Genomic DNA, 23,508 nt, shown 5'->3' with positions numbered 1-23,508 from the left:
CTTGCGCTGTCTTTATCATTGACGAAAGGCAGACCAATGCAAGTGACCTATCTCCGCGCAGCTTTCATCGCGCTAGCCGCCGTCCTTCCGGCGCTGCATGCAGCAGCGCTCGATCTGAAAACGGACCCGAACCAGCTGGCCGCCGAGGTGCGCGGCGCCTTGCCCGGCAAGGTCGCAGTGGGCGTGCTGCGTGGCGGCGTTGAATCGTTCAGCGAAACGGACGCGCAGCCGCAGCTGTTCGAGATCGGCTCGATCAGCAAGGTATTCACCGGCCTGCTGCTGGCGCAGGCGGTGGAGAAGGGCGAGCTGTCCCTGGACGACACGCTGGGCAAGCTCCTCGCGGGCAAGGCGCCGCTGCGCCCGGAGGTGGCGGGTATTACGCTGCGCCAGCTGGTCACGCATACTTCCTGCCTCCCGCGCCTGCCGAAGGGCGCGTGGAGCGACGACATGAAGGACCCTTACGCGGACGTCGACCGCGCCATGCTGTGGAAAGCCCTCGCCGAAACGGAGTTGAAACAGCCGCCGCCCTGCGAAGGCGAGTACAGCAACTACGGCGTTGCCGTGCTGGGAGAACTGCTCTCGGAGCGTTACGCCAAACCTTGGGAAACGCTGGTCGTGGAACGCATCGCGGCGCCACTGGGCATGAGCGACACCATGCAGCACCTTGGCGCCAAAGAGGCGCGGCTGGCGAAGCCCTACAGCGGGAAGAGGGAAGTCTCGCCCTGGACCTTCCAGGCTTTCGCCGGCGCGGGCTCGCTGCGTTCCACGGCGCCGGACATGCTCAGGTTCAGCCGCGCCATGCTGGCCGGGCGCAATGGCCCGCTCGGCGCCGCGGCAGAACGCGCTCTGCAGCCGCTGGCGAAGTTTGCTGGCGGTGAGATAGGCTACGCCGTGATGATGCGCGGCCCGGCGGACAAGCGCAGCTACTACCATGGCGGCGCCACCGGCGGCTACAAGGCGCACTGGATGATCCTGCCCGATACACAGGAGGCGGTGATCGTGCTCGCCTCGAACGGTGGCGCGCCGGTCGAGAAGGTGTCGGAAGCCGTGCTGGCCGAACGCTACAAGCTCGCGGCGACAGCGGCAGCGGCGCCGCCGGCGAACCCCGGCGAATACGCCGGCGTGTTCCGCATTTCGCCCAAGCTGGCCATGACGGTGGTGGCACAGGACGGCATGGTGTACATCCGCATGACGGGCCAGAGTTTCAACGCGGTGACCCCGAGCGGCGCCGACACCTTTGTGCTCGAGAAGGCAGGCGCGGAATTCGCGTTCGCCCGCCAGGACGGCAAGATCGCCAGCCTGACGCTGCGCCAGAGAGGCAACGTCCTGACTGGTACGTTAAGCGCCGAGGCGCCGCCTACGGCCGCAAAAGTGGCGTGGGTGACGAAAGAAGCCTTCGCAGGGCATTACAAGGGAATGGAAGGAACGGACCCGCTGGATTTCGAGGTGCAGGCCGATGATGGCCAGATGCGCATCCGCCTGAACCGCCAGCCGATGCTCGGAGTGTACCCTCTACCCGGCAAGGCGGACCGCTTCGCGGCGGATGTGGTGGCGGCAGAGTTCCAGTTCGAGCGGGGCGAGGACAAGGCAGTCAATGCCATGGTCCTGCATCAGAACGGGAAAGCGATCAGGGTGACGCGGGAAGCTGCGGCGCCATAAGGAGCAGCAAGGCCAATCAGCTCTTGGCCTTGTTCTCTTCCATGGTTTTCATGCGCAGGAGGAGGCGGTCGATCTCTTCCTGGGTTTCGGCATCGACGTTGATGAACATGCAGCCGATCTGCACCTGCTCGCCCAGCAGGAAGGACTTGAAGGTGCGGACCATGCGGATCTCGATGTCCACGATGATCACGGTTTCGGGACCGAGCTCCAGGCGCACGCGGTCAAGCTTGCGCCCCCGCAGCAGGCCGCGGGTTTCGCGCGGCTGCGCGCGCATGGCAATGCCGCCCGAGGAAAAATCGTACAGTTGCAGTTCGTAGGAGCGGCCATTCAGCACGAAGGAAGCCATGAAGGCCGACCCCAGCGGCGTTTCGAAGCGTGGCGTGCTGCGGCGGTTCATCACCAGCGCCTTCTCGGGGAAGGGCACCACCACCTTGTGCCAGTCGCCCTTCGTGGGCGGGTAGGACTCCTGGTTCAGTTCGAACTGGAAGCGGGCGTCCTTCAGCCAGGCCACGAACTTCAGGCGGCCGGCGGGCAGGGGCTCCGGCTCCACCAGGTCCAGCTCGAACTCCGGATCCTTGGGATGGACGAAGTCGATGCGGGCCATGATCGGCTCGTCCTTCGAGGGATGGTAGATGGCGACGGCATCGCCGTTGTCGCAAATCTCGGCCAGCGATTCGCCGATCTCGTCTTCCGAGGTCATCTCGTCCGGCGTGTTACCGGCCGGAATAAGGGGCGCCGCATCCTTGACGGTGGGCGGTCCTTTGCGGACAAAATTGGATTGATCGTTCACGTCGCTCGGCTTCTTTGCTATAGACAACAAACTCACTGCTTTCCTCTACTTTACAGCCAAATCCCGGTTTTGGCTTGCAAAAAAGAAAGAATAACAGTGTATTCGTGACAATGTCACGGGAGTGTTGTAAATCCGTCTATTAGAACTTTTCCTCGGGAAGGAGGTAGCGCCATTGACCGGGAGGTAACTCCCCCAATTTAACCTTTCCTATACGCACGCGTTTGAGCCCGATCACCCTCAGCCCAACCATTTCGCACATGCGCCGGATCTGGCGTTTCTTGCCTTCGCGCAAAGTAAAGCTCAGCTGGTCCTCGTTCTGCCAGCGCACCTTGGCCGGCAGCAGGGGCTTCCCGTCCATCCACAGGCCATGGTTCAGCTTCTTCAGATCCGCGTCCGGCAGCTTGCCCGGCTTCGTGTACTGCACCCGCACCAGGTATTCCTTGTCGATCTCCGTATGATGGCCGATCAGGTGCTTGGCGATGCGCCCGTCCTGGGTGAGCACGAGCAGGCCGACCGAATCGATGTCCAGGCGCCCGGCCGGGACAAGGCTGCGCAGCTGCGTGGGATGGAACTGTTCGGGGGCCTTGTCCTCGCTCCAGCGGTTCTCCGGCTTCACGAGGGCCACCGCGGGCGTGTAGCCGTCTTCCGCCTGGCCGCTTACATAGCCCATGGGTTTGTTGATCAGGATGGTGACGCGCTTGGACTGTTCGGCCGCGGCCTGGCGCTCCACGGTCACCTTCTGGCTCGGGTAGACCTTGGTGCCCAGTTCGGACACCACCTTCCCATCGACCCTCACCCAGCCCTTGGCGATCCATTCGTCGGCCTCGCGGCGGGAACACAGGCCCAGTTCGGACATGCGCTTGGACAGGCGTAGCAATTCTTCGGACATCAGACTTTCAAAGCTTCCAGTAAATCGGTTTCAAGCTGGAGTTGGGTACGCGCGTTGGCGAGCGAGGCCCCATCGACCAGGAAGACGTCTTCCACGCGTTCGCCCAGCGTCATGATCTTGGCGGTATGCAGGTTGACCTTGTATTTCGTGAGCACGTTGGCGATGGAGTACAGCAGGCCGGTACGGTCATTCGCCGTCACCGACAGCAGATAGTACTGGCCACGCTCGTCCGGCCGCAGGTCCACCGTGGGCTGCACGGGGAAGGTGCGCGAGAGGCGCGACAGGCGGCCCTTGCTCGGCGGGGCCAGCGGCTGCCTGGACTGCAGCAGCTCGCACAGCTCGTGCTCGATCAGGCTGATGATATCGCGGTAGCTCTTGGCGAAGCTCTGCTCCGTCACCAGGAAGGTATCGAGGGCGTAGCCGTGCTTCGTGGTGTGGATCTTCGCATCCAGGATGCTGAAGTTCTTGCGGTCGAAATAGCCGCAGATGCGCGCAAACAGGTCCGGCTGGTCCTTGATATAGACGGCAATCTGCAGGCCTTCGCCGATGGGCGCCAGGCGGCACTTCACCACCGGCTTCTCGCTGTTCAGGCGGTCGTACAGGGCGCGCGTCTGCCAGGCGATGTCGGAAGCGTCGTGGCGCAGGAAGTAGGCCACATCCAGCTGGCTCCACAGGGCCTCGTGCGCGTCCGGCGGCAGGCCGTAGAGGCGCAGCGTGGCCAGGGCCTCCTGCTGGCGGTTCTTCAGTTCCCGGTCCGCGTTGTGCGGCTCGCCGCCCAGCACGCGCAGCGTCATCTTGTACAGGTCTTCCAGCAGCTTCGCCTTCCAGGCGTTCCACACCTTCGGGCTCGTGCCGCGGATATCCGACACCGTGAGCAGGTAGAGCGCCGTCAGGTGACGCTCGTCGCGTACCGTCTTCGCGAAGTTCTCGATCACGTCGGGATCGGACAGGTCCTGTTTCTGCGCCACCTGCGACATGGTGAGGTGCTGCTCCACGAGGAAGGCCACCAGCTCCGTGTCCTCCTTGCCGATGCCGTGGTCGCGGCAGAACTGCTCCACGTCCGCCACGCCCAGTTTCGAATGGTCGCCGCCGCGGCCTTTGGCGATATCGTGGAAGAGGGCGGCCACGTACAGCAGCCAGTGCTGGGGGAAGTTCGCCATCAGCTGGCTGCAGAAGGGGTACTCGTGCGCATGCTCCGTCATCGTGAAGCGGCGCATGTTCCGCACCACCATGAGGATATGCTGGTCCACCGTGTACACGTGGAACAGGTCATGCTGCATCTGGCCCACGATCTTGCGGAAGTTCGGCAGGTAGCGGCCCAGGATGGAGAACTCGTTCATGCGGCGCAGCGCATGGATGATGCCCTGCGGCGCCTGCAGGATGCGCAGGAAGTAGGCGCGGTTCACCGGGTCGGCGCGGAATTCGTCGTCGATCAGGTTGCGGGCGTTCCACATGGCGCGGATGGTGCGGGCCGTCATGCCCTTCAGCTCAGGATGCTCCGTCATCAGCACGAACATCTCCAGCAGCGCGGAAGGCGACTTCTGGAACACATCGTCCGAGCTGATGTCGATGAAGGCATTCACGTCGTTGAAACGCTCGTTGATCGGTACCGACGAATACCCTTGCGGGAACAGGTGCGCTTCGATGTCCTGCACCAGGATGGTATTGAGCTGGGTGACCGTCTTCGCCGCCCAGTAATAGCGCTGCATCAGGTATTCGCTGGCGCGGCGCATGTCGACGCCTTCGCCCGTTGCAGCAAGGCCGAGCGATTCGGCGATGGCCGTCTGCACGTCGAACACCAGCCGGTCCTCGCGGCGGCCGGCGTGCAGGTGCAGGCGCACGCGGATATCCTTGAAGGCGCGCTCCTTCTCCATCAGGTGCCGCGCTTCCTCGCGCGTGATGAGGTTGCGCGTGGCCAGCGTGCGCCAGGAATTCGCAAGGCCCGCCGCCTTCGCCACCCACAGGATCACCTGCAGGTCGCGCAGGCCGCCGGGACTCTCCTTGCAGTTCGGTTCCAGGGCGAAGGGCGTGTCCTCATACTTCGCGTGGCGCTGGCGCATCTCGCTGATCTTCGCGTGGAAGAATACCTGCGGATCCATCGCCTCGTTATAGCGCTGCTGGAGCTCCTCGAACAGCGCGCGGCTGCCGGTGACGAGGCGCGCTTCCAGCAGGCTGGTTTGCACCGTGATATCCGCCTTCGACTCGCTCAGGCACTCGTCAACCGTGCGGATGCTGTGGCCCACTTCCAGGCCCAGGTCCCACAGCAACTGCACCAGTTCTTCCAGCTTGTGGCGCGCGGCTTCATCCGGCGCTTCGCGCAGCAGGATCAGCACATCCACGTCCGAGTAGGGGAAAAGCTCGCCGCGGCCGTAGCCGCCCACGGCCACCAGCGCCGTGTTTTCGGGCAGGGCGGCAGCGTCCCACGCAGTGCTCAGCACCGCATCGACGGACTGGCGCAGGCCGATCAGCAGCTTCTCCGGCTTGCCGTCCGCGCGGAAGGTGTCGACGACCACCTGCCGGTCGGACTTCAGGCGCGCCTTCAATTGCTCGCGCAGGCCGCCGTTCTTGATATCGGAAGCGCCCATGCGCGGGCTCAGGCGGCTTTTTGCGCGGTGACGAAGGCAGGCGGAGGAGGCGTGCCTTCGGACATCGTCAGCACCTCGTAGCCGGTTTCGGTCACCAGGATCGTGTGCTCCCACTGGGCGGAGAGGCTGCGGTCCTTGGTCTTGATCGTCCAGCCATCGTTCATCTCGCGGATCTCGCGGCGGCCCGCATTGATCATCGGCTCAATGGTGAAGATCATCCCCGGCTGCATGATGTCGCCCGTGCCAGGCTTGCCGTAATGGAGCACCTGCGGCTCTTCGTGGAACACCTTGCCGATACCATGGCCGCAGAACTCGCGCACCACGCTGTAGCCAGCCTTCTCCGCGTGCTGCTGGATGGCGTAGCCGATATCGCCGAAATGCGCGCCCGGCTTCACCTTCTGGATGCCGAGCCACATGCATTCATAGGTGATGTCCGACAGGCGCTTGGCCAGGATCGATGGCTCGCCGATAAAGAACATGCGGCTGTTGTCGCCGTGGTAGCCGTCCTTGATGACGGTGATATCCAGGTTCACCACATCGCCGTTCTTCAGCACCTTGTCGCCGGGGATGCCGTGGCAGATCACATCGTTCACCGACGTGCAGATGGCTTTGGGATAGGGCGTATAGCCCGGCGGGCAGTAGTTCAGCGGGGCGGGAATGGTGCCCTGCACATTGGTCATGTACTCGTGGCACAGGCGATCCAGCTCGCCCGTGGTGACGCCCGCCTTGACGAAGGGCGTGATGTAGTCGAGAACTTCGGCGCCAAGGCGGCCTGCGACGCGCATGCCGGCGATGTCTTCGGCGGTTTTGATATTGATGGACATGTGGTGGAAGTGGGTCACGTAAGGCATTCATTATAAACGAGGCACGCAAGGAAAGGAGTCTTTGCGACCATTAGAGGATGACTCGACGGGCTATCAGGAGTGTGTGACAATGCGCTTAGTGAACAAATCAATAATCGCGGGGTTAAAAATGCTGGATAGCCTAATGATTCGAAATTACCGCTCGATAGAGAGTATGGATATCGAAAGGCTTGGTAATGTAAATTTAATAATGGGTGGAAATAACGCGGGCAAGAGTACATTGCTTGAGGCCCTTAGAGTGTACTGTGGTCGTGCTGACCCGAATTTGTTGAATGAAATCGCCATCGCACGAGGTGAAACGTCTTTTGATTCGCGAGAAATGTCTACCTCACTGCTGGAGAGTGAGATTTTTGAAAGTATGTTTTTCGGCCGACGATATAACGAATTGGGAGATCCGGGAATTTATATTGGCGAAAGCAAGCCCATAAATTTTGTTGAGATCACACGGGCTTGGCTCTCAGAGGTCGCAGATGTTAAGGAGGCCGAGGATGGAGTGGAGCCTCATATTCGTCGCCGCTTTATTACGGATGACATTGAATTAAGGAAGCTTGCAGAGTTTGATGCTCTAACGCCTGTTTTGCTCGTACGAGCGAGGACTCCTGAGTCGCGCTTGCTTCGTTCTTACCTAAATCTGGATGAGTTGCCAAGTGATGGGAGTTCTTTGTCGGCCCGTCGACTGTCGGAAAGATGGTTTTCTGGAATGCCGACAATTCCTTATAGTTATGTCCCTACGAGAATGCTGGCAGTGGCTGAAATCGGATGGATGTGGGACCGAGTTGCGCTTACTGATTTTGAAGATGTTGTGGTAGATGCGTTGCGCGTTATTGATAGCAGAATTGAAGGACTTGTATTTGTTGATCAGGGCGACTATCGTCAATTTGGTCGGCGTTCTATGGGGCAGCCGAGGCGAACGGCTCTTTTGAAGATGAGCGATTCACAGAATCGAATGCCTCTTGCTAGTTCAGGTGATGGTATTCTTCGGTTATTGCAAATAATTCTGAGCCTCTACGCGGCGCGCGATGGGATATTGCTGATTGATGAATTTGAGAACGGATTGCATTATTCAATTCAAAGGAAGATCTGGGACTCGATTTTCTACCATGCCGGAAAATTGAACGTGCAGGTGTTTGCTACAACACATAGTTCTGACACTGTGCGAGCTTTCGCAGATATGGCGAAAGAGCACGACGGATACGGAATGGGAATCCATCTGGCGAAATCCGTTGGATTCAAAGATGACGAACGAACCATTGCGACTCTTTACGATGAGCGTGAGCTTTATTTTGCCTCAAAAAGTGATATTGAGCTGAGATGAGTTATGAGCAAGAAAATTTTGATTGTTGAGGGTGAAACGGATAAATTGTTCTTTGCTACTCTGCTTAAGAAAATACGACTTTCGGGTGTGGAGATCTATCCGCCGCGTGACATGGAAGGTGGTGGTGGAAATGGCGTGGATAATTTAAAAGCTGCATTGGGAGTGACGCTGAAGCGCGTTCCTGTGGGGACGTACGAACGAATTGGCGTTGTGCTTGACGCCGACTATCCTGATCAACATGGATTTCATGTAAGGCGAAATATGCTTGTTCAGAAGTTTGGTGAGCATGGTTTCTCTCATTCGCTATCGTTGGCACAGGTGGTTGGGCGCGGTGAGATGCACGAACACAGTAACTTCTCAGCTAAATGCGGATTTTGGGTCATGCCAGACCATCATAACGATGGAATGGCTGAGTCTTTGATCATCGCTGCCGCTGAGCAAGGCCAGAAACCGCTATTAGCTCACGCGAAGAAAGCTGTTCAAGGTATCAAAGAGCCCCTATTTAATAAAACGCATACGGATAAGGCCGTACTGTCGACTTGGCTAGCGTGGCAGAAGTGGGCGGGAATGCCACTAGAAAAGGCGGTCGAGCGTGATGTTGTTGACGTGACAGCAGATAAATTTCCTCAGTTATGCAGCTGGCTCCAACAAATGTATAGCTAGTTCCTAGTCGGCGGTTGCAGGCTATTTGAGCTCTTGAAGTTTTCCTAACGGGATTATTGCGGAGTATCAACGTGAGTCCTGCGTTGATAAGTAACCATACTGATTTTTCGTTCAGGAGGGTTATATGGCAATTGACGTATATCTTCACATCGAAGGTATTCGAGGTGAATCTCGCGACGACCGCCACAAGGACTGGATCGAATGCGAATCGGTGGGCTGGTCGATATCGCAGCCGCGCTCCGCCACTGCCTCCACAGGAGGTGGTCATACCGCGGAACGTGCAGAGCTGTCTGAGATCAGCTTCGTCAAACTGGCGGACCTTTCCTCACCCATTTTGGCCCAGACCTGCGCTGCAGGCAGGACGATCCCGAAAGCGCGGATCGAGTTCATGAGAGCCGATGGACAGGGCGAACGAATCAAGTATTACGAGATCGAGTTGGAAAACGTACTGATCGGCCATGTCGCTCCAAGCGTTGGGGCGGGCAAGATCATGTATGAGAACGTGGCGCTCAAGTTCTCGAAGGTCAGGTGGAAATACACCCAGCAGAACATCAGCGGCGGTGCAGGTGGCAATACTGCTGGCGGCTGGGATGCCTCTGCCAACAAGATCATCTGACGACGCGAGCCCAGCATGCTTGAAGTCCAACCCAAAGACTCGCGTGGATACTTTGTACTTCCCCAGGCGCCTGAGCAGGCAGGTTATTACGTGTACGGAGTCCCCGACCGCGGCCGGGGCCAGTTTGCCCATCCAGCGCTGTTGTCCGTGCTTTTCCTGATCGAGAGGGAATGGCAGGCAATGGATGACAGGAAGTTCGGAATAGGGAACATCAGTCTTGCTGACGGAAAGGAATATCCTAAGCATCGTGGCCACCAGCAAGGCATTGACGTAGACCTTCGACCAGTGCGGCGCGATAAGCTGGTGGGACAGAGTGCACGTGTGTCGCGATTCGACGCGGCATACGATCTTGAGGCCACGACCAAGCTGATTCGGCTCTTTGCCAATCATCCCAGCGTGTCCGCAATCTACTTCAACGACGAGAGAGTGCAGCATGCCATTCCGGGGCGCGTGCGCTCTCTGGTCGACCATGACGACCATTTCCACGTGAAGATCAGGATCTGACTATGCGGCATATTCTCTCGTTCTCAATTGGTGTGACGTGCTTATCCTCCTTGGCCTGGGCCAGCGAAGACAAGCGGTGGAGTGAGGAGTACAAGGCTTTCACCGGCAGCTATCAAGTCTATTCAGGGTCTTTGTCGGAAATGGCTCCTCCGAAGCCGCCGGAGCGAAAATCTGCGTTTATGCTCAAGGGGCAGGCGGCAAAAGAACTGTTTCAGAGCATCGGGCCAGACGTCAAGGAGGCCGAGGCATGCAGCTCCGCCCCGCATTACCGGGAGCGCCGAAAGGGTGATATCGACTGTGTGCACACGAGAGAGAACGGCTACACCTGCCACTTTGGATTTGATCTACGGACGGGGAAAAGCATCCCCGGTTCCATCTGCTGAAGTGCTAGATTAAACCAAGCTGATCGCAACGAGCGCAAGATTTTCGGCCTTTGCAGCGCATATCGGGCAGCTGCTATTTTGCGCCATGTCTCATTTGAGCTATATTTAAGTCTCAAAGGAGGCGACTATGGCAAGCGCAAAACCCGCGTCGAAAGCTGCTGCGCCGTTGCGGGACGTCCACGTGAAGAAGGCCAAGGCTGCAGATGGCGGCGCTTCGACGCGCGCGAAAGCGGCAACTCCTGCCGCGCGCAAGGTGGTGACGGTCGTCGAGGCTCAGAAGCTCCATCTCTTCGATCCCCAATCTCGCATTTCAATTATCCGGCAGGGCATACCTGCTTCCTCGGTAGGCAGTCTTTCTGCCCGCATGGGCATGCCCAAGGAGGCCTTGCTGTCCAGCCTGGGTTTGTCGCGCGCGACGATCAGCCGAAAGGAGAGGGCGGCCGCGCTGCTGTCCAAGGATGAATCTGAACGGGTGCTGGGCGTCGAGTCGATGATTGGCATGGTTCAGCGGATGGTCGAGGAGTCGGGCGATCCGGTTCATTTCGATGCGGCGCGCTGGCTATCGGAGTGGCTGGCGGGGCCCTTGCCAGCACTTGGGGGTGAAACGCCGGCGAGCTACATGGATACCTTCGAGGGGCAGAGAATGGTGGCGGACCTGCTCGCCATGACCCAAAGCGGGGCGTACGCGTAATGGTTCCGGTATGGCGGATTTCGGTCGAGGCGCCGACATACCCCGCCAACGATCTGACCGGTACTGGCGCCAAGTTGACGGGCGGGCGCTGGAACAGCAAGGGCACGCATGTCGTGTACTGTGCCGCGAACATCGCGCTGGCGACTTTGGAGACTGTTCATTACCTTCGCGGGGGCACGCTCCCGTACGACCGCTACCTGGTGCGGGTAGACATACCTGACGCCGTCTGGGAAAAGCGTACGGTGCTCGATCCCTTGCCCGGCGGATGGGACGCCATCCCGGCTGGAGTAACGGCCAGCATGGCGGGCGATGCATGGATCGCATCCAACGCCGCAGCCCTACTGCAGGTGCCCTCCGTTATCGTGCCTGACGAATACAACATACTCATCAATCCGGCGCACGCCAATTCGGCCTCAATCGTCGCCACAACGGTCCGCAAATGGATCTACGACCCGCGCTTCTTCCCCTGAGTGCGCCGTAAGTCGCTTGTATTATGCGCGCCATGAATGATAGGTAATCAAACAATAAATTTCAAAGATATGGTGCGCTGCACTATATTCAATCCGTAACGCCAGATTTCGTTCGATCCAATCAATCGTTTCATCTGACCAAGCGGGAGGAATTATGTTGACCCACCTTCGTAGCAGTGCTGTGGCATCGCTGTTGTTCGTGTGCATGCTGTCCGGGCAGGCCTCGGCCGCCGGCCTGCAGGCCCGGCTGGATAGGAACGCCTGTGAAGTCCCGGAGTACCTGATGAGCTGGCTGGACGATGATCAGCAGGGCGATGTCACGATGAAGCTGCTGGTAGGGGCCGACGGCAGCGTGACGGATGCTGAACTCATCGAATCGAGCGGTTACCGGGCGTTGGACAAGGCCTCCCTGCGCGCAGGCAGCAAATGCAAGTTCAAACCGGCCGCCAAGGATGGCCAGATTACCCCGGGCTGGATCAAGGTTCAATACAGCTGGGTCATCAATTAACGCGCAAGCCTACGGACGCTGCGCCAGCTGGCGGCCCATCCGCATTCGCCTCTGCCTTTGCTTTCGCGCGATAAACCTTTTGAGCGGGTGCAGGCCAAGGCAGAGGAAGCCGTAGAGCAGCAGCGACCAGCTGGCAGGTTCGGGAATGGGAGAGATGGTGTCGCGGCCCGGACCCGGGTAGCCCGGCACGGGCAGGGAGGCGATGCCGCCCGGGAAGCGGCCGAGGGCGTAATGCTCGTCCCGGGCGGGAGCGGGCCTGCCGTACCGCTCGTCGATGGGATAGTACCTTGGCACGGCCAGCTCCGGTTCCTCGCCCGAGGGGCCGGATACGTCGTAGATGGGCGTCTGCGGTGGGGCGGCGGGCAGCAATCGGCCGCGCGCGGGATGGAGTGAGCCGAGCAGAGGGCCGCCGCCCAGCGGCCGGGGCGTCACCCGGCTGATGTTGCCGCAGACCCTGGGCACCATCACGCAGTGGTCCACCGTGCAGTACACCGCCCCGGGCTCGCGGTGCTCCAGCTTCCATTTCTTCCGTGTGATGTCGCGGCAGACCTTGCCTGCGCCGAAATGCATGTCCTTGATCTCCGGATAGTACTGCCGCTTCTTGCCGGAAATGCCGTTTCGGCTGATCTCCACCTCGTCATCCGTTCTGCCCTGAGCTATTTTCTCGGCCAGTGCACGCCGCTGCGCAGGCGGAATGTCCTTGTAGTGGGCGAGGGCGGCTTCTGGTGAACCCGTGTAGGGGTTGTGACCGGGCTGGTCCCAGGCGCAGCTCTGGGCAACGACGGCGGCGGCGAGGATCAGGCTCATGGTAGATTCCTCTCGACAATTGAGTTGCAAAAAAGATATGTCTTTAAGTCATCATAGTCCGAGAGGAAATACTTAGTGTGGATTTCGTCAAGTCCGCTTGCGTTACCGCAGAGCTAAGGAGGCTTGCCCGAAGGGGCGTTTTCAGAGTAGAATCTCGGGTTGCTCGGATAGGTGTCCGGGCAATGCAGTAAATTTCTTATTGTTAATAAACTCGAATCCTCTCTACAAGGGTGCCCGCAAGGGTGACTGAGTGGATTCCAGACCCAACCCTGGAGTTAATAATGTCTGTAACGATGCGTGAAATGCTGGAAGCCGGCGTCCATTTCGGCCACCAAACCCGTTTCTGGAACCCAAAGATGGCTCCGTTCATCTTCGGCCACCGCAATAAAATTCACATCATCAACCTGGAAAAAACCCTGGGCATGTACCAGGAAGCGATGAAGACCGTGCGTCAGATCGCTGCTAACCGCGGCACCATCCTGCTGGTTGGCACCAAGCGTCAAGCCCGTGACATCATCGCCGCTGAAGCGCAGCGCGCAGGCGTGCCTTACGTCGACCAGCGTTGGCTGGGCGGCATGCTGACCAACTTCAAGACCATCAAGACCTCGATCAAGCGCCTGAAAGACATGGAAGCCGCCATCGAAGACGGTTCCGTCGAGAAGCTGTCGAAGAAGGAAGCCCTGCTGTTCCGCCGCGAGCTGGACAAGCTGCAGAAGTCCATCGGCGGCATCAAGGATATGGGCGGTGTGCCGGACGCAATCTTCGTGGTGGACGTTGGCTACCACAAGGGCGCCGTGACCGAAGCTGCGAAACTGGGCATTCCAGTGATCGGCGTGGTCGATACCAACCACTCGCCAGAAGGCGTGACCTACGTTATCCCTGGTAACGACGACTCCTCCAAAGCGATCACCCTGTACGCCCGCGGCGTGGCAGACGCGATCCTGGAAGGCCGTGCGAACGCCTCCACCGAAGTCCTGGAGTCCATCAAGGCTGCCAGCGGCGACGAGTTCGTGGAAGTGAACGAACAGGCTTAATTGGCCGTGCCTGCCGCAAGGCAGGCCTCAGCATTGAAAAGGGGTGGCATCGGCTCCCCCTTTTTTTTAACGAAAATGTCCGGATGAGCTGGCTGCCGCAAGGCGCCGCCCCGGTCGACCCACCGAATACAGGAGAATTACATGGCAGCGATTACTGCAGCAATGGTCGGCGAACTGCGCGCAAAGACCGACGCACCGATGATGGAATGCAAAAAGGCCCTGACCGAAGCCGATGGCGATATGGGCAAGGCGGAAGAGATTCTGCGCGTGAAGCTGGGCGGCAAGGCTGCCAAGGCTTCCGCCCGTATCACCGCTGAAGGCGTGGTCGCCACCTACATCTCCGGCAAGGTTGGCGCGCTGGTGGAAGTGAACTCGGAAACCGACTTCGTGGCCAAGAACGACGACTTCCTGGCCCTGGCAAACACCGCTGCCCGCCTGGCTGCCGAGAAGAACCCGGCCGATGTGGCTGCCCTGCTGGCCCTGGATACCGGCAACGGCCAGACCCTGGAAGAAGTGCGTTCCGCCCTGGTCGGCAAGATCGGCGAGAACATGTCCATCCGCCGCTTCCAGCGCTTCGAAACCAGCGCCAAGCTGGCTTCCTACCTGCACGGCACCAAGATCGGCGTGATCGTCGAGTTCGAAGGCGCCGACGACCAGGTGGGCAAGGACGTGGCCATGCACATCGCCGCAATGAAGCCGGTGGCCCTGTCCTCCGAGCAAGTGCCTGCTGAACTGATCGAGAAAGAGCGTTCGGTCGCCCAGGCCAAGGCCGACGAAGATGCCGCCAAGGCTGCTGCCGAAGGCAAGCCCGCCCAGTCGCCGGAGATCGTTGCCAAGCGTCTGGAAGGTTCCGTGCAGAAGTACCTGAAGGAAGTGTCGCTGCTGAACCAGGCTTTCGTGAAGAACGACAAGCAGACCATCGAGCAGATGCTGAAGGCCAACAATGCTTCCGTGAAGGCATTCACCATGTACGTGGTGGGCGAAGGCATCGAGAAGAAGGTAGACGACTTCGCAGCGGAAGTGGCAGCGCAAATGGCTGCTTCCAAAGGAGCGTAATAAAGAAAACGGGCCGCGAGGCCCGTTTTTTTAAGGCCGGGCTCTCCCCGGCCTTAAGGCTGAATTAAAGCAGTACAGTTTTTCCCGGCGGCGAGTGTGAATCATTTATCATTGCCGCCGGTGTCTCACCGAACCAATCTATTAAGGAGCCCCAGCTCATGACAAAACCAGCCTACAAGCGCGTCCTCCTCAAATTGTCCGGTGAAGCCCTGATGGGCGACGATCCTTACGGCATCAACCGTGCCACGATCGAGCGGACGGTGGCCGACGTGGCCGAGGTGGCGAAGCTGGGCGTGGAACTGGCGGTCGTGATCGGCGGCGGCAACATCTTCCGCGGCGTGGCGCCCGGCGCCCAGGGCATGGACCGTGCCACGGCCGACTACATGGGCATGCTGGCCACCGTGATGAACGCCCTGGCCCTGGCCGACGCCATGAAGCATGTGGGCGTGACCGCGCGCGTGATGTCGGCCATCGGCATCGAGCAGGTCGTGGAGCCTTATGTGCGCCCGAAAGCGCTGCAGTACCTGGAAGAGGGCAAGGTTGTGATCTTCGCCGCCGGTACGGGCAATCCCTTCTTCACCACCGACACCGCGGCCGCCCTGCGCGGCTCGGAAGTGTCGGCCGAGGTCGTGCTGAAGGCCACCAAGGTCGACGGCGTCTACACCGCGGACCCGAAGAAGGACCCGAACGCCACCCTGTTCCACACCATCAGTTTCGACGAAGCCATCGCCAAGCACCTGCAGGTCATGGACGCCACCGCCTTTGCGCTGTGCCGCGACCAGAAGCTGCCCATCAAGGTGTTTTCCATCACCAAGCCCGGCGCGCTGATGCGCGTGATTATGGGCGAGGAAGAGGGTACACTGGTTCACGTTTAAAATATATATTCCAAGTAACAGGAGAGCAGCAATGTCCACCGCTGACATCAAGAAGAACGCACAAGACAAAATGAGCAAGTCGCTGGAAACGCTGAAAGGCGATCTGGCCAAGGTGCGCACGGGCCGTGCCCACACCGGCATCCTGGACCACGTAACGGTCGACTACTACGGCAACCCCACCCCCATCAACCAGGTGGCCAACCTGACCCTGGTCGATGCCCGCACCATCGGCGTGCAGCCTTTCGAGAAGAAGATGGCCGCCGCCATCGAGAAGGCCATCCGCGAGGCGGACCTGGGCCTGAATCCTTCCTCCCAGGGCGACCAGATCCGCGTGCCGACCCCGCCGCTGACCGAAGAGCGCCGCAAGGAAATGGTGAAGCTGTGCAAGAGCGAAGCGGAAGACGCGAAGATCGCCGTGCGTAACATCCGCCGCGACGCCAACGAGCAGCTCAAGAAGCTGGTCAAGGACAAGGCCATTTCGGAAGACGAAGAGCGCCGCGCCCAGGACGACGTGCAGAAGCTGACCGACAAGGCCATCGCCGACATCGACAAGATCGTCGCCGAAAAAGAAAAAGAAGTCCTGACCGTCTAAGCATATCCGCCATTCCCGCGCAGGCGGCGGTGCATCTTGCACCCCCGGCTGCGCGGGAATGACGCTTTGGAAGAGCCGATGAAATATACGAGTTCGACGACGACAGTGCCGGATGCGCCCAAGGTGCCGCGCCATGTGGCGATCATCATGGACGGGAACGGCCGCTGGGCCACCAAGCGCTTCCTGCCGCGCGTGGCCGGCCATGTGAAGGGCGTCGAAGCGGTGCGCGACGTGGTGGAGGCCTGCGCCCGCCGCGGCATCGAATACCTGACGGTGTTCGCCTTCAGCTCCGAGAACTGGCGCCGCCCGGAAGAGGAAGTGTCGCTGCTGATGCGCCTCTTCGTCACCGCGCTGGAGCGCGAAGTTTCGAAGATGCACGCCAACAATATCCGCCTGAAGGTGGTGGGCGACCTCACGCGCTTCGAGCCCAAGCTGCAGGAAATGATCGCCGCCGCCGAGCGCAAGACGGCCAACAACACCCGCATGACCGTGACCGTGTGCGCCAACTATGGCGGGCGCTGGGATATCATGCAGGCGATCGGCAAGATGGTGGCGACCCACCCGGGCGTGACCGACTTTACCGAGGAGCAGCTCGCGCCCCACCTGTCCATGGCCTACGCGCCGGAGCCGGACCTGTTCATCCGCACCGGCGGCGAGGAGCGCATCTCCAACTTCCTGCTGTGGCAGCTGGCCTATACCGAGCTGTATTTTACGGACACCTACTGGCCCGACTTCACCGCCGAGCGGCTGGACGAGGCCATTGCGTCCTACCAGAACCGGGAGCGGCGCTTCGGCCGCACCGGCGACCAACTGGCTGAGAAAACGACCACCTGATGCTGAAAACCCGGATCATTACCGCCGTCATCCTGCTGGTCGTCCTGCTGGCCGTCCTGTTTTCCGGCTATTACCCGGCCGTGGCCGTGGTGGTGACCCTGTTCTTCGGCGCGGCCGTGTGGGAAGCCTTCCGGCTCTTCAAGAACAAGGCCGCGCTCATCGTGGCCGTGTTCTGGACGGCGGCCTTCGTGTACACCTTCTTCTTCAACCAGGGCCTGGAACAGGCGCGCCTCTGGCTGCTGCTCGGCATGGCCATCTGGCTGGTCCGCTTCGCGCCTTCGCTCAAGCTGGGCCTGCCGCCCGCCGAAGGCTTCGGCAACACGATGCTGAGCATGGTGTATGCGGTAGCCCTGGTGGCCTGCTTCGTCGCCATCCTCGTGCTGTTCCGCCATTCGCCCGTGTACCTGCTCTCGGCCATGGCCGTGGTGTGGGTGGCCGACATCGGCGCCTACTTTGCGGGCAAGGCCTTCGGCAAGCGCAAGCTGGCGCCGTCCATCTCGCCGGGCAAGTCCTGGGAGGGCGCCATCGGCGGCTGGATCGCCGTGCTGGTGCTGGCTACCGCTTCCATCCTGGCCGCAGGCGCCGTGCCGCTGCTGCAGGATACCTTCGCCGTGCAGATGCAGGCGAAACTGGGCTGGGGCGTCACCCTGGCCGTGCTGACCGTGATCGTGGCCGCCTCCGTGGTGGGCGATCTGTTCGAATCGCAGCTCAAGCGCCGCGCTGGCATGAAGGACAGCAGCAACCTGCTGCCCGGCCACGGCGGAGTGCTGGACCGCATCGATGCCCTGGTCCCCGTGCTGCCGGTGGCCGCGCTGATTGGCGGCTGGCTGTAAAAGGAATTCCATGCAACGCATTACCATTCTCGGCGCCACCGGGTCCATCGGCGTTTCCACGCTCGATGTGATCGCGCGCCATCCCGAGCGCTATTCCGTCCACGCCCTCAGCGCCCACAGCAAGGTCGAGGAGCTGGCGGCCCAGTGCCAGCGCTTCCGTCCCGCCCGCGCGGTGGTGGGCTCCGAAGCGGCGGCCAGCCAGCTTGCCGCGCTGCTGCGCGCCATGAAGCTGGATACCCAGGTGGAGTGGGGCGAGGCCGCCCTGTGCGCCATTGCCTCCGCCTCCGAAACGGATGCCGTGATGGCCGCCATCGTCGGCGCGGCGGGCCTGGCGCCCACCCTGGCGGCGGCGCGCGCGGGCAAGAAGGTCATGCTGGCCAACAAGGAAGCGCTGGTCATGTCCGGCCAGCTTTTCATGGACGCGGTGCGCGACAGCGGCGCCGTGCTGCTGCCCATCGACAGCGAACACAATGCCATTTTCCAGTGCCTGCCCGCGGGCTACAACCGCGTGCCTGCGGCGGCGGGCGTCACCAAGATCCTGCTCACGGCATCGGGCGGCCCCTTCCTCAAGCGGGCGGTCGAAACCCTGGACAAGGTCACGCCGGACGAAGCCTGCAAACACCCCAAATGGGTAATGGGCCGCAAGATCTCGGTCGATTCCGCGACCATGATGAACAAGGGCCTGGAAGTGATCGAGGCGCACTGGCTGTTCGGCGCTCCGGCGGAGCAGATCGAGGTGGTGATCCATCCGCAGTCCGTGATCCACTCCATGGTCTCCTACAACGACGGCTCCGTGCTGGCGGAACTGGGCAACCCGGACATGCGCACCCCCATCGCGCATGCGCTGGCTTATCCCGAGCGCGTGGCCTCCGGCGTGGCCCAGCTGGACCTGACCCAGATCGGCACCCTGCAATTCGAAAAGCCCGATTTCGCGCGCTTCCCCTGCCTGGCGCTGGCCTATGAGGCCCTGCGCGCGGGCGGCACGGCGCCGGCCCTGCTGAACGCCGCCAACGAAGTGGCCGTGCAGGCCTTCCTCGACCAGCGCATCGGCTTCCGCCAGATCGACCGCCTCATCGCCGCCGTGATGGACAAGCTCCCCCACGGCGCCGCCACCAGCATCGAAGCCGTGATGGCGCAGGACGCCCTCGCTCGCACCGCCGCCGAAGAACTCATGTCCACATTGGGGGCTGACCCCAGTGTGGACACGAGGTCGGCCGTAGCCTGATCTCTGGCGCAATGAGCCTGCTCCACACCCTGCTGGCCTTCCTCCTGGCGATCGGCACGCTGGTCGTGATCCACGAGCTGGGCCACTATCTGGTGGCGCGCTGGTGCGGCGTGAAGGTGCTGCGCTTCTCGGTCGGCATGGGCAAGGTGCTCTGGTCGCGCCGCGTGGGCCCGGACAGGACGGAATGGGCCATCTCCGCGCTGCCCCTGGGCGGCTATGTGAAGATGCTCGATGGCCGCGAGGCGGATGTCAGCGGCCTGCCGCCCGAAGAACTGAAGCGCGAATTCACCCGCCAGAACGTGTGGAAGCGCATCGCCATCGTCGCCGCAGGCCCGCTGGCGAACTTCCTGCTCGCCATCCTGCTCTACGCGGTGCTCTTCATGACCGGCATCCAGGAAGTCTCCAGCAAGATCGGCGAACCGGCCCCCGGTTCGGCGGCCGACCGCGCGGGCCTGGATGGCGGCGACGTGGTCGTCGCCATCAACGGCGAATCCGTGTCCGGCTGGTCCGACCTGCGCTGGCAGCTGATCCAGGCCACGCTGGAGAAGGAAGACGCGCGCATCGTCGTGCGCCGCCTGCACCGGGGCGATTTCACCTTCACGCTGCCCGCCGCCGCCTTCAGCAAGCTCGATATCGAACAGGACGTGCCCTCGGCCCTGGGCTTCAGCATCGCCCTGCCGCCGCCGGTGCTGAACAAGGTTGCCCCGAACGGCCCCGGCGCCGAGGCGGGCCTGCAGCCCGGCGACCAGATCACCCACGTGGACGGGAAGCCCATGCGCGACAGCGCCGCCTTCCTGCATGCCATCCGCTCCAATCCCGGCCGGGCGCTCCAGCTGGACGTGCTGCGCCAGGGCAGCGCCATTGCGCTCGCCATCACGCCGCGCGCCGAACAGCAAAAAGCAGGTAAAGACTCTGTAACAATCGGTAAGATCCAGGTCGAGCTGGCAGGCCAGCCCGATATGATCGTTGTGGCCTCCGGCCCCCTCGAGGCGGCGGGGAAGGCGGTACAGAAGGTCTGGGACACGAGCGTGCTGACGGTGAAGATGTTCGGCCGCATGGTCACGGGCGAGGTCTCGTGGAAGAACGTGACAGGCCCCATCACCATTGCGGACTACGCCGGACAGACCGCCAGGGTGGGCCTGGCGAGCTATTTGAGCTTCCTCGCCTTCATCAGCATCAGTATCGGCGTCCTTAATTTACTGCCAATTCCTGTTCTGGATGGGGGGCATTTGCTGTATTATTCGCTGGAAGTTTTGACTGGGCGCCCGGTGCCGGAGCGTTTTGGGGAGATTGCGCAGCGCCTGGGCGTTGGCTTGTTGGTGACCTTGATGGCGCTGGCTGTGTTCAACGACGTCGTGCGGCTCTTGTAAGCCCGCGCCGCCTGCATGTGTAGTCTCGTGATTTAAGCCATTGATTTTGCCAATGAAATTATATTCTGACCGCTTTGCCTTGCCTTCCTTTCGCCGCAGTCTGATTGGCGCCGCCGTCCTGGCGATGTGCTCGGGCCAGGTCCTGGCCGCCGACCCCTTCGTGGTCAAGGATATCCGCGTGGAAGGCATTCAGCGGACCGAGGCTGGCACCGTCTTCACCTATCTCCCGGTCCGCGTGGGCGAGACCTTCAGCGACGAGAAGAGCGTGGCGACCATCAAGGCGCTGTACGCGACCGGCATCTTCAAGGACGTGCGCCTGGAGAAGGACGGCAATGTGCTGGTGGTGATCGTGGAGGAGCGTCCCGCCATCGCCAAGGTGGAATTCACCGGCACCAAGGAATTCGAGAAGGACCTGCTGGTCAAGGCGCTGAAGGACATCGGCGTGGGCGAAGCGAAGACCTTCGACAAGGCGACCGTGGACCGCGCGGAGCAGGAACTGAAGCGCCAGTACCTGTCGCACGGCCTGTACGGCGTGAAGGTCACCACCACCGTGACCCCGCTGGAGCGCAACCGCGTCAGCATCGACTTTACGGTGGACGAGGGCGAAGTGGCCCGCATCAAGCAGATCAACATCGTCGGCAACAAGGCCTTCAAGGACAAGGAGCTGCGCGACCAGCTCACCCTGAACACGAGCGGCTGGTTCAGCTGGTACACCAAGGCCGACCAGTATTCCAAGACCAAGCTGACCGGCGACCTCGAAGCCCTGCGCTCCTTCTACCTGGACCGCGGCTACATCGAGATGAACGTGGAATCGACCCAGGTGTCGATCACCCCGGACAAGAAGGACATCTACCTCACCATCAACATCACCGAAGGCGAGAAGTACAGCGTCAAGGACTTCAAGTTCGAAGGCGAGATGTTCGGCCGCGAGGACGAGCTGCGCCAGCTGGTGCTGCTGCGTTCCGGCTCCACCTATTCCGGCGCTGCGCTGACCGCCACCAACAAACTCATTACCGAGCGCCTGGGCACCTTCGGCTACGCCTTCGCCAACGTGAACGCGAACCCGGAGATCGACCGCGAGAAGCGCGAAGTGTCCTTCACCTTCATGATCGACCCGGGCAAGCGCGCCTATGTGCGCCACATGAACATCAGCGGCAACACCACCACGCGCGACGAGGTGATCCGCCGCGAGTTCCGCCAGTTCGAGTCGAGCTGGTATGACGCGAACAAGATCAAGCTCTCGCGCGACCGCGTGGACCGCCTGGGCTACTTCAAGGAAGTGACCATCGACACGCCGGAGGCGCAAGGCACCTCCGACCAGGTGGACGTGAACCTGGCCGTGGTCGAAAAGCCCACCGGTAACTTCCAGATCGGCGGCGCCTTCTCGCAGGCCGAGAAGTTCTCGCTGTCGGCATCGATCCAGCAGGCCAACTTCGCCGGTTCCGGCAATACCGTCGGCATCGACCTGAACACCAGCAAGTACAGCCGCACCATCGCCTTCTCGCACACCAACCCGTACTACACGGACGACGGCGTATCGCGCGGCTTCGAAGTCTATCTGCGCACCTTCAATCCGCCCGCCATCAACGTGGGCGCCTACAAGATCAAGCAGACCGGCGGCCGCGTGAGCTGGGGTGTGCCGTTCTCCGAGATCGACACCGTGTTCTTCGGCATCGGCCTGGAACGCTCGGAAGTGGAAACGGACGCCACCAGCCCCACCTTCTACCGCCAGTACGTGATCGACCAGGGCGGCCCGGCCGACGGTATCGGCTCCGTGACCAGCAATTCCGTGCCGCTCACGGTGGCCTGGGGCCGCGACAGCCGCGACAGCGCGCTGACGCCGACCGTGGGCCGCTACCAGCGCGCCAACCTGGAACTGGACATCGTGGGCGACTCGAAGTACTACCGCGCCGTCTACGAGCACCAGTGGTATCGCCCCCTGACCAGCAATATCACGCTGGCACTGAAGGGTGAATTCGACTTCGGCCACGGCATCGGCTCCAAGCCTTACCCCGTGTTCAAGAACTTCTATGCGGGCGGCATCGGCTCCGTGCGCGGCTACTACGGCTCCTCGCTGGGCATGGTCGACCCGGCCCGCGGCGACGCGCTGGGCGGCGCTTCGCGCCTGATCGGCAATGCCGAGCTGCAGATGCCGTTCCCCGGCCAGGGCAAGGACCGCAGCCTGCGCTGGTTCGGCTTCCTCGACGGCGGCCAGGTCTACCGCGAAGGCGCCAAGATGCGCATCTCCGAGCTGCGCTACTCGGCCGGCCTGGGCATCAGCTGGATTTCCCCGGTGGGTCCGCTCAAGTTGAGTTATGCTAAGCCTTTGAACCCGATCCTGGGCGACCGCCTGGAACGCTTCCAGTTCCAGATGGGTACGGGCTTCTAAGCCGTACGCTAAAGACATAGGAGAATGCATTGAAGACCGCATCCGCATCGCTGGGCAAACTGATGGCCGTCCTGGCGCTTGGCTGGCTGACGCTGGCGCCGGTGCACGCTCAGACCCAGAACTCGCGCATCGCCTGGCTGAGCCCCGAACGCATCTATAACGAATCGAAGATGGCCAAGCTGGCCGGCGACAAGCTGGCCGAGGAGTTTTCCAAGCGCCAGAAGGCCGTGGAGGACCTGGCCGCGCGCCTGAAAACCGCCTCCGAAAAGCTGGAGAAGGATGCTCCCGGCCTGCAGGAGCCCGAACGTTTCCGCCGCCAGCGCGAAGTCGCTGAGCTGGACAAGGAATTCCAGCGCCGCCAGCGCGAATTCCGCGAAGACCTGGCGCAGCGCACCAACGAGGAGCGCGCCGTGATCGCCGAGAAGGCGACCCGCATCATCAAGCAGCTGGCGGTGACCGAGGGCTTCGACATCGTGCTGCAGGACGCCGTCTGGGCCAGTCCGCGCATCGACATCACCGACAAAGTCCTGGCCGCGCTGGACAAGGACAAATAACAG

Annotated in this window: 24 protein-coding genes; 19 read left to right on the top strand and 5 right to left on the bottom strand. The window is 61.4% G+C overall.

Annotated elements, in window-relative coordinates; translation table 11 throughout:
- The first annotated feature begins 36 nt into the window (after window positions 1-36).
- The gene (locus LSQ66_RS10590; RefSeq protein WP_231769741.1) at window positions 37-1,659 is read left to right on the top strand and encodes a serine hydrolase domain-containing protein; all 1,623 of its coding nucleotides are present in this window, start codon (window positions 37-39) and stop codon (window positions 1,657-1,659) included.
- Window positions 1,660-1,675: 16 nt separating this feature from the next.
- Here the strand turns inward: LSQ66_RS10590 and LSQ66_RS10585 are convergent, their stop codons facing one another.
- From LSQ66_RS10585 to map, 4 genes are all read right to left on the bottom strand, one after another.
- Window positions 1,676-2,449 (bottom strand): PilZ domain-containing protein, encoded by a 774-nt coding sequence (locus tag LSQ66_RS10585; protein ID WP_231769740.1) that lies wholly within the window; start codon window positions 2,447-2,449, stop codon window positions 1,676-1,678.
- A 139-nt stretch (window positions 2,450-2,588) separates the two neighbouring features.
- On the bottom strand, window positions 2,589-3,338 hold the full coding sequence (locus LSQ66_RS10580; protein ID WP_231769739.1) for a pseudouridine synthase: 750 nt from the start codon (window positions 3,336-3,338) through the stop codon (window positions 2,589-2,591).
- Window positions 3,338-5,923: a [protein-PII] uridylyltransferase gene (locus LSQ66_RS10575; protein ID WP_231769738.1), complete on the bottom strand. Its 2,586-nt coding sequence runs from the start codon at window positions 5,921-5,923 to the stop codon at window positions 3,338-3,340. The genes LSQ66_RS10580 and LSQ66_RS10575 overlap by 1 nt, the downstream gene beginning before the upstream one ends.
- Before the next feature lie 8 nt (window positions 5,924-5,931).
- Window positions 5,932-6,747, bottom strand: coding sequence for a type I methionyl aminopeptidase (gene map, locus LSQ66_RS10570; protein ID WP_231770090.1), 816 nt, complete (start codon window positions 6,745-6,747; stop codon window positions 5,932-5,934).
- A gap of 109 nt (window positions 6,748-6,856) precedes the next feature.
- Here map and LSQ66_RS10565 point away from each other — a divergent pair, with 109 nt between their 5' ends.
- The 8 genes from LSQ66_RS10565 (at window position 6,857) to LSQ66_RS10530 (ending at window position 11,936) form a co-directional block, all read left to right on the top strand.
- Complete coding sequence (locus LSQ66_RS10565) at window positions 6,857-8,101, top strand: AAA family ATPase (protein WP_231769737.1); 1,245 nt, start codon at window positions 6,857-6,859, stop codon at window positions 8,099-8,101.
- 3 nt (window positions 8,102-8,104) lie between these two features.
- On the top strand, window positions 8,105-8,764 hold the full coding sequence (locus LSQ66_RS10560) for a DUF3226 domain-containing protein (protein WP_231769736.1): 660 nt from the start codon (window positions 8,105-8,107) through the stop codon (window positions 8,762-8,764).
- Between the two features lie 124 nt (window positions 8,765-8,888).
- Window positions 8,889-9,380, top strand: coding sequence for an Hcp family type VI secretion system effector (locus LSQ66_RS10555; RefSeq protein WP_231769735.1), 492 nt, complete (start codon window positions 8,889-8,891; stop codon window positions 9,378-9,380).
- 15 nt (window positions 9,381-9,395) lie between these two features.
- Window positions 9,396-9,884 carry a penicillin-insensitive murein endopeptidase gene (locus LSQ66_RS10550; RefSeq protein ID WP_231769734.1) on the top strand — a complete coding sequence of 163 codons (489 nt, stop codon included), beginning with the start codon at window positions 9,396-9,398 and terminating at the stop codon, window positions 9,882-9,884.
- Window positions 9,885-9,886: 2 nt separating this feature from the next.
- Window positions 9,887-10,267: a hypothetical protein gene (locus tag LSQ66_RS10545; protein ID WP_231769733.1), complete on the top strand. Its 381-nt coding sequence runs from the start codon at window positions 9,887-9,889 to the stop codon at window positions 10,265-10,267.
- 127 nt (window positions 10,268-10,394) lie between these two features.
- A complete protein-coding gene (locus tag LSQ66_RS10540) occupies window positions 10,395-10,958 on the top strand; it encodes an antitoxin Xre-like helix-turn-helix domain-containing protein (protein ID WP_231769732.1) in 564 nt (187 codons plus the stop codon).
- Window positions 10,958-11,428, top strand: coding sequence for an RES family NAD+ phosphorylase (locus LSQ66_RS10535; RefSeq protein WP_231769731.1), 471 nt, complete (start codon window positions 10,958-10,960; stop codon window positions 11,426-11,428). The genes LSQ66_RS10540 and LSQ66_RS10535 overlap by 1 nt, the downstream gene beginning before the upstream one ends.
- A gap of 181 nt (window positions 11,429-11,609) precedes the next feature.
- On the top strand, window positions 11,610-11,936 hold the full coding sequence (locus LSQ66_RS10530; RefSeq protein WP_231769730.1) for an energy transducer TonB: 327 nt from the start codon (window positions 11,610-11,612) through the stop codon (window positions 11,934-11,936).
- 9 nt (window positions 11,937-11,945) lie between these two features.
- Here the strand turns inward: LSQ66_RS10530 and LSQ66_RS10525 are convergent, their stop codons facing one another.
- Window positions 11,946-12,743 (bottom strand): MHFG family PEP-CTERM protein, encoded by a 798-nt coding sequence (locus tag LSQ66_RS10525; protein WP_231769729.1) that lies wholly within the window; start codon window positions 12,741-12,743, stop codon window positions 11,946-11,948.
- A 281-nt stretch (window positions 12,744-13,024) separates the two neighbouring features.
- Between LSQ66_RS10525 and rpsB the strand changes: the two genes are divergently transcribed.
- The 10 genes from rpsB (at window position 13,025) to LSQ66_RS10475 (ending at window position 23,505) form a co-directional block, all read left to right on the top strand.
- A complete protein-coding gene (rpsB, locus tag LSQ66_RS10520; RefSeq protein ID WP_231769728.1) occupies window positions 13,025-13,777 on the top strand; it encodes a 30S ribosomal protein S2 in 753 nt (250 codons plus the stop codon).
- Window positions 13,778-13,918: 141 nt separating this feature from the next.
- Window positions 13,919-14,833: a translation elongation factor Ts gene (tsf, locus tag LSQ66_RS10515; protein WP_231769727.1), complete on the top strand. Its 915-nt coding sequence runs from the start codon at window positions 13,919-13,921 to the stop codon at window positions 14,831-14,833.
- Between the two features lie 158 nt (window positions 14,834-14,991).
- Window positions 14,992-15,708 carry a UMP kinase gene (gene pyrH / locus LSQ66_RS10510; RefSeq protein WP_231769726.1) on the top strand — a complete coding sequence of 239 codons (717 nt, stop codon included), beginning with the start codon at window positions 14,992-14,994 and terminating at the stop codon, window positions 15,706-15,708.
- 31 nt (window positions 15,709-15,739) lie between these two features.
- Window positions 15,740-16,300: a ribosome recycling factor gene (frr, locus tag LSQ66_RS10505; RefSeq protein ID WP_231769725.1), complete on the top strand. Its 561-nt coding sequence runs from the start codon at window positions 15,740-15,742 to the stop codon at window positions 16,298-16,300.
- Window positions 16,301-16,378: 78 nt separating this feature from the next.
- The gene (gene uppS, locus LSQ66_RS10500; RefSeq protein WP_231769724.1) at window positions 16,379-17,134 is read left to right on the top strand and encodes a polyprenyl diphosphate synthase; all 756 of its coding nucleotides are present in this window, start codon (window positions 16,379-16,381) and stop codon (window positions 17,132-17,134) included.
- Window positions 17,134-17,967: a phosphatidate cytidylyltransferase gene (locus LSQ66_RS10495; RefSeq protein WP_231769723.1), complete on the top strand. Its 834-nt coding sequence runs from the start codon at window positions 17,134-17,136 to the stop codon at window positions 17,965-17,967. Before uppS ends, LSQ66_RS10495 begins: the two co-directional genes overlap by 1 nt.
- A 10-nt stretch (window positions 17,968-17,977) precedes the next feature.
- Window positions 17,978-19,192 carry a 1-deoxy-D-xylulose-5-phosphate reductoisomerase gene (gene ispC / locus LSQ66_RS10490; RefSeq protein ID WP_231769722.1) on the top strand — a complete coding sequence of 405 codons (1,215 nt, stop codon included), beginning with the start codon at window positions 17,978-17,980 and terminating at the stop codon, window positions 19,190-19,192.
- A gap of 11 nt (window positions 19,193-19,203) precedes the next feature.
- Window positions 19,204-20,562, top strand: a complete 1,359-nt coding sequence (gene rseP / locus LSQ66_RS10485; protein ID WP_231769721.1) for an RIP metalloprotease RseP — start codon at window positions 19,204-19,206, stop codon at window positions 20,560-20,562.
- Window positions 20,563-20,614: 52 nt separating this feature from the next.
- Window positions 20,615-22,951 (top strand): outer membrane protein assembly factor BamA, encoded by a 2,337-nt coding sequence (gene bamA / locus LSQ66_RS10480; RefSeq protein WP_231769720.1) that lies wholly within the window; start codon window positions 20,615-20,617, stop codon window positions 22,949-22,951.
- 29 nt (window positions 22,952-22,980) lie between these two features.
- Window positions 22,981-23,505, top strand: coding sequence for an OmpH family outer membrane protein (locus LSQ66_RS10475; protein ID WP_231769719.1), 525 nt, complete (start codon window positions 22,981-22,983; stop codon window positions 23,503-23,505).
- Window positions 23,506-23,508: the final 3 nt, after the last annotated feature.

This window comes from Massilia endophytica, assembly GCF_021165955.1.
In the GTDB taxonomy this organism is placed as follows: domain Bacteria; phylum Pseudomonadota; class Gammaproteobacteria; order Burkholderiales; family Burkholderiaceae_D; genus Rugamonas; species Rugamonas endophytica.
Note: the sequence above shows the minus strand (reverse complement) of the source record. Positions and strands in the feature narration are given on the sequence as shown.